This is a genomic window from Fulvivirga aurantia, assembly GCF_009711475.1.
Taxonomy (GTDB): Bacteria; Bacteroidota; Bacteroidia; order Cytophagales; family Cyclobacteriaceae; genus Fulvivirga; species Fulvivirga aurantia.
The window spans coordinates 1-4,303 of the sequence record NZ_SMMD01000583.1; the positions used below are offsets into that span (position 1 = coordinate 1).

Consider the following 4,303-nt stretch of genomic DNA (forward strand, 5'->3'; position numbering starts at 1 on the left):
TCAGGATGACTCACCTTTTGAGACAGCCTCATCTATCAGAGCATTAAGTTACTCCATTGTGATGTTTACTCTAGAGATTCCTGATCTTCGCTAGGCTTCGTCAGGAATGACGCGGTTTTTTTTAACAAAAGTCATACAGAGCATAATTACTGCTTAAGTTCTTCTTCCAGCGCTAGAAACTTAACAGCATTATGGTAAAAAATCTTGCGTTTTTCTTCTTCAGATAGAAAATCATAACTATTTAATGTCTGTATCGATTTTTCAATACCTTCTGCCCAATACATCTGATCTGAACCAAACATAATCCGATCAATGCATTTGAACTGCTGGGCTCTACGGAGAAATTCCTCTGCATAATCCTTAATCGGATCTGCTACCCATAAAACTGCGCCTAATTCGGCATACAATTGCGGGTATAGCATCATCAATCGTACGGCCTTTTCATGAAAGATTTCACCGGCATGCATCATGCATACTTTCAATTTCGGATATTTGGCCAATACATCTTCAATAAGAAAAGGGTCGCCCAGGCTTATTCTGAAATTAGGACAGCATCGGTAAGTAACACCGGGCTCGCCACCACCGGTATGAACCATAACAGGGATATTGTACCGCTCACAAATTTTGAGGTAAGGATCAAATTCGGGATCTGAAAGTGTTTTTCCAGCATAGATAGCACCAATCTCTCCAAATACTTTGAGCTTGCCCTCCTCAATGAGTTTTATAAAGGCAGTTGTGTCATCAGGCGCATTGTTAGCATAGTAGCCGGGTATAAATCGAGGATCCCCTTCAAATTCCTGGTTATCGAATCCGCCAATTTGGCTAACAACGGCACGCACGATATTATATTTATCCATCATATCTAGTGTAGCCTTCTTATGATTTTCTAAGTTTTTGGGGCTTAATGTGCCATATTCGTTGGGCACAGAGCGATAAGTACGGTCGGTATACGCGTGCAGGTGTACGTCAATTATAGGAAGTTTATTGTGTTGGGCATCTGCTGTATATACAGGTAAGAGTAATAATAAAAGTACAGAGTATCTGATAAGGATTTTCATGAGTTTATAGCTTAATGTACTTATCAAATTTATGAGGTTCCGTAGTCTTAAAATTGTAAAAATCGGTACTGTTGGCTTTAAGCTTTCGATATTGAATCGGACTCATATCTGCAAAATATTTGAAATCTTTAATACTATGAGCCTGATCAAAATATCCGACCTTGTGACTCAGCGAAGTGAGGCTTTTGTCCGGCTCTGAAGCGATGGCGTTGGCGAGTTTATTAAACCTTACAATTTTCTGATAGTACTTAGGGCTGATACCCACCTGTTGAGTAAAAAGCTTGTGTAAACCACGATTGCTCAAACACAATCTCGAACTAAGTTCATCCATGGATAGTTGAGTGCTGTTTAAAAGATCAAGACCATAAGATACCCTCTGATCAATGTTTTGGTCATCTATTTTCTCAGAAAAAAAATCTTCAAGCGTAGCAAAAATTTTTGTAGGAGTATGCTCAGATTGAAGTTTTTCACATAACTCATTGAGTTCGCTTGCGCTAAAAAATAGGTCACAATGAGCCATCGAATTTTTCAATAAATACATAGGCGTTTTAGCTAATTTGTAAAAGCCATATGGTTTTAACTGTACGATGCAGGCTTTGAAATTACTTGTATTCATCGCAATTGATGTGGTACAGGTAGATGAAACACTGGAAGAAAGTTTGTGATTTCCTGACAACTCAAGTGGGCCATTAAGTGAAAAAGCTATGTTTGTAGTAGCATTTGGAAAAAGTGCCACCCACTCATTGTCTTGAGGTTGGTCATTTTCAATATATGAAAAGAAATGCACACACTCCCGTAAAACAGGGCTCTGAGGTATGTAAAGGAACTGTTTCATGAATACAAACAGGCAACTGGTATTTTAACAATTTAGCGATTTATTTGGTCAGAATATAGGTATAAGCCTGAAAATCAATAGCAGTAACCGCTCACATAAAAGAAAGTCTACGAGTATGATCTTTTGTTAAAACTCAATACTTTGTCGGCTCAATTAAATGAAGTCACTTTATGAAATTACAACTGCATCGATCAATGCTTTTTTTATTGGTCACACTATTAGTTTCTGCATGTAATAATGAAACACCAAACGATGAGTTAGCTAAATGGGAAGCTCAGGCAGAACGTATCACAATCATTAGAGACGACTATGGCGTACCACACGTGTATGGTAAAACAGATGCTGATGCAGTTTTCGGGTTACTATATGCACAATGTGAAGATGATTTCAACCGAGTGGAGAGAAACTACATTTGGGCTATAGGTCGATTGGCCGAAGTAGAGGGCGAGGAGGAATTATTCAGTGACCTCAGAGCTCGTTTATACATGAGCAAGGAAGAGGCCATTGAGAAATATGAGAATGCTCCTAATTGGCTCAAAGAACTATGTAATGCTTTTGCTGATGGCATCAATTACTATCTACACACTCACCCTGAGGTCGAGCCGAAACTTCTAACACGTTTTGAACCGTGGATGCCTATGTATTTTAGCGAAGGCTCCATAGGTGGTGATATCGAACGTGTTTCTACGAAAAGGATAAAAGCATTTTATGAAGATAAAGCCCTGGCCTTAACAGAATATGGGGATGGTTTAACACACCCGGCACTGTTAGACGAGCCGCAAGGATCAAACGGATTTGCCATCTCAGGTGAACATACCGCTTCAGGTGATGCTATGCTTTTGATTAACCCACATACCTCATTCTATTTTAGAGGAGAAGTGCACGCAGTGAGCGAGGAGGGACTCAATGCCTATGGTGCAGTTACCTGGGGGCAGTTCTTTATTTATCAGGGCTTCAATGAGAAAACCGGATGGATGCACACTTCTACCTACACGGATGTAATTGATGAGTTTAAGGAAACCATCGTAGAAAAAGGCGACAGTTTATATTATCAATATGGTGAAGAACTTAGACCGGTAGAAGTAGGAGAGGTTACGCTGTCGTATAAAGATGGCGATAGTTTAAGGCAAAAGACTTTTCCAACATATCGCACACACCACGGACCTGTCACACATAAAATTGATGACAAATGGGTAGCTACCGCTATCATGTGGGAACCGGTAGACGCCTTGATCCAGTCTTTTACAAGAACCAAAAAAGATGGACTCGATGAGTTTAACGATATGATGAAGATTAAAACCAATTCTTCTAATAACACTGTGTATGCCGATGCTGATGGCAATATTGCTTATTACCATGGCAATTTTATACCCAAAAGAGATACAACATTCAATTATAAACAACCAGTAGACGGTAGCAATCCTGCCACAGATTGGCAAGGCCTGCATCCTGTTTCTGAAGCTATAAAGGTGATAAACCCGCAAAATGGCTGGATTCAAAACTGCAACTCAACACCTTTTACCAGCGCAGGTGATTACAGCCCGAAGCGAGAGGATTATCCATATTACATGTCTTATGCTGATGAAAACTTCCGTGGGATTCATGCGAGAAGACTTTTACAAGACGTGGATAGCCTGACACTCGAGAAACTGATTGAGATGGCCTATGATCCTTACTTACCGGCATTTGAAGTGCTCATTCCGGGGGTGGTTAAAGCTTATGATCAGGCATCAGTTAAGGATGACCGGCTCAAGGAGGCTATTAAAATAATGCGTGAGTGGGACTATGCGGTTTCCGAAGAATCTGTGGCCATGTCGATTGCGCATTTCTATGCCTTACAATTATTAAGAAATGTAGAGACTCCTGAAGATTTGAGTTTTATGGAGCGTTTTGCTTATTACAGAAATGACCTAAGTGCAGAAGAACGCATCACACATTTTAATACCACGCTAGATAAATTGGCAGAGGATTTTGGACAGTGGAACACGCCATGGGGTGAGATTAATCGTTTTCAAAGGCTCACAGGTGATATCAAACACCCTTTTGATGACGATGCATTTAGTGAGCCTGTGGGTATGGCTTCGGGTAGTTGGGGTGCTTTAGCTTCGTATGGCGCCAGATCGTATGACACAAAAAAGATTTATGGTACTTCAGGCAACAGTTTTGTGGCTGTAGTCGAATTTGGTGATAGTGTGAAGGCTAAGAGTTTACTAGCTGGAGGCCAAAGTGGCGACCCGGAGTCTCCGCATTTCGATGATCAGATCTCTCTGTATTTGGAAGGTAAGTTTAAGGATGTAGCCTATTACAGAGAGGATATAGAAAAACGAGCGAAGAATACATATAAACCAGGGAAGAGATAGATTGGAGGCCTTATAAGATTAGTCGTCTGACCACTTTGAGTGGTCTGACG

The 4,303-nt window shown here is 40.5% G+C and carries 3 protein-coding genes; 1 reads left to right on the top strand and 2 read right to left on the bottom strand.

What is annotated here, in order from left to right:
• Positions 1 to 146: 146 nt before the first annotated feature.
• Both E1176_RS05050 and E1176_RS05055 read right to left on the bottom strand, forming a co-directional pair.
• Positions 147 to 1,058, bottom strand: coding sequence for an amidohydrolase family protein (locus E1176_RS05050; RefSeq protein WP_155209478.1), 912 nt, complete (start codon positions 1,056 to 1,058; stop codon positions 147 to 149).
• A 4-nt stretch (positions 1,059 to 1,062) separates the two neighbouring features.
• On the bottom strand, positions 1,063 to 1,893 hold the full coding sequence (locus E1176_RS05055) for a helix-turn-helix domain-containing protein (protein WP_155209479.1): 831 nt from the start codon (positions 1,891 to 1,893) through the stop codon (positions 1,063 to 1,065).
• A 170-nt stretch (positions 1,894 to 2,063) separates the two neighbouring features.
• Here E1176_RS05055 and E1176_RS05060 point away from each other — a divergent pair, with 170 nt between their 5' ends.
• On the top strand, positions 2,064 to 4,253 hold the full coding sequence (locus tag E1176_RS05060; RefSeq protein WP_155209480.1) for an acylase: 2,190 nt from the start codon (positions 2,064 to 2,066) through the stop codon (positions 4,251 to 4,253).
• Positions 4,254 to 4,303: the final 50 nt, after the last annotated feature.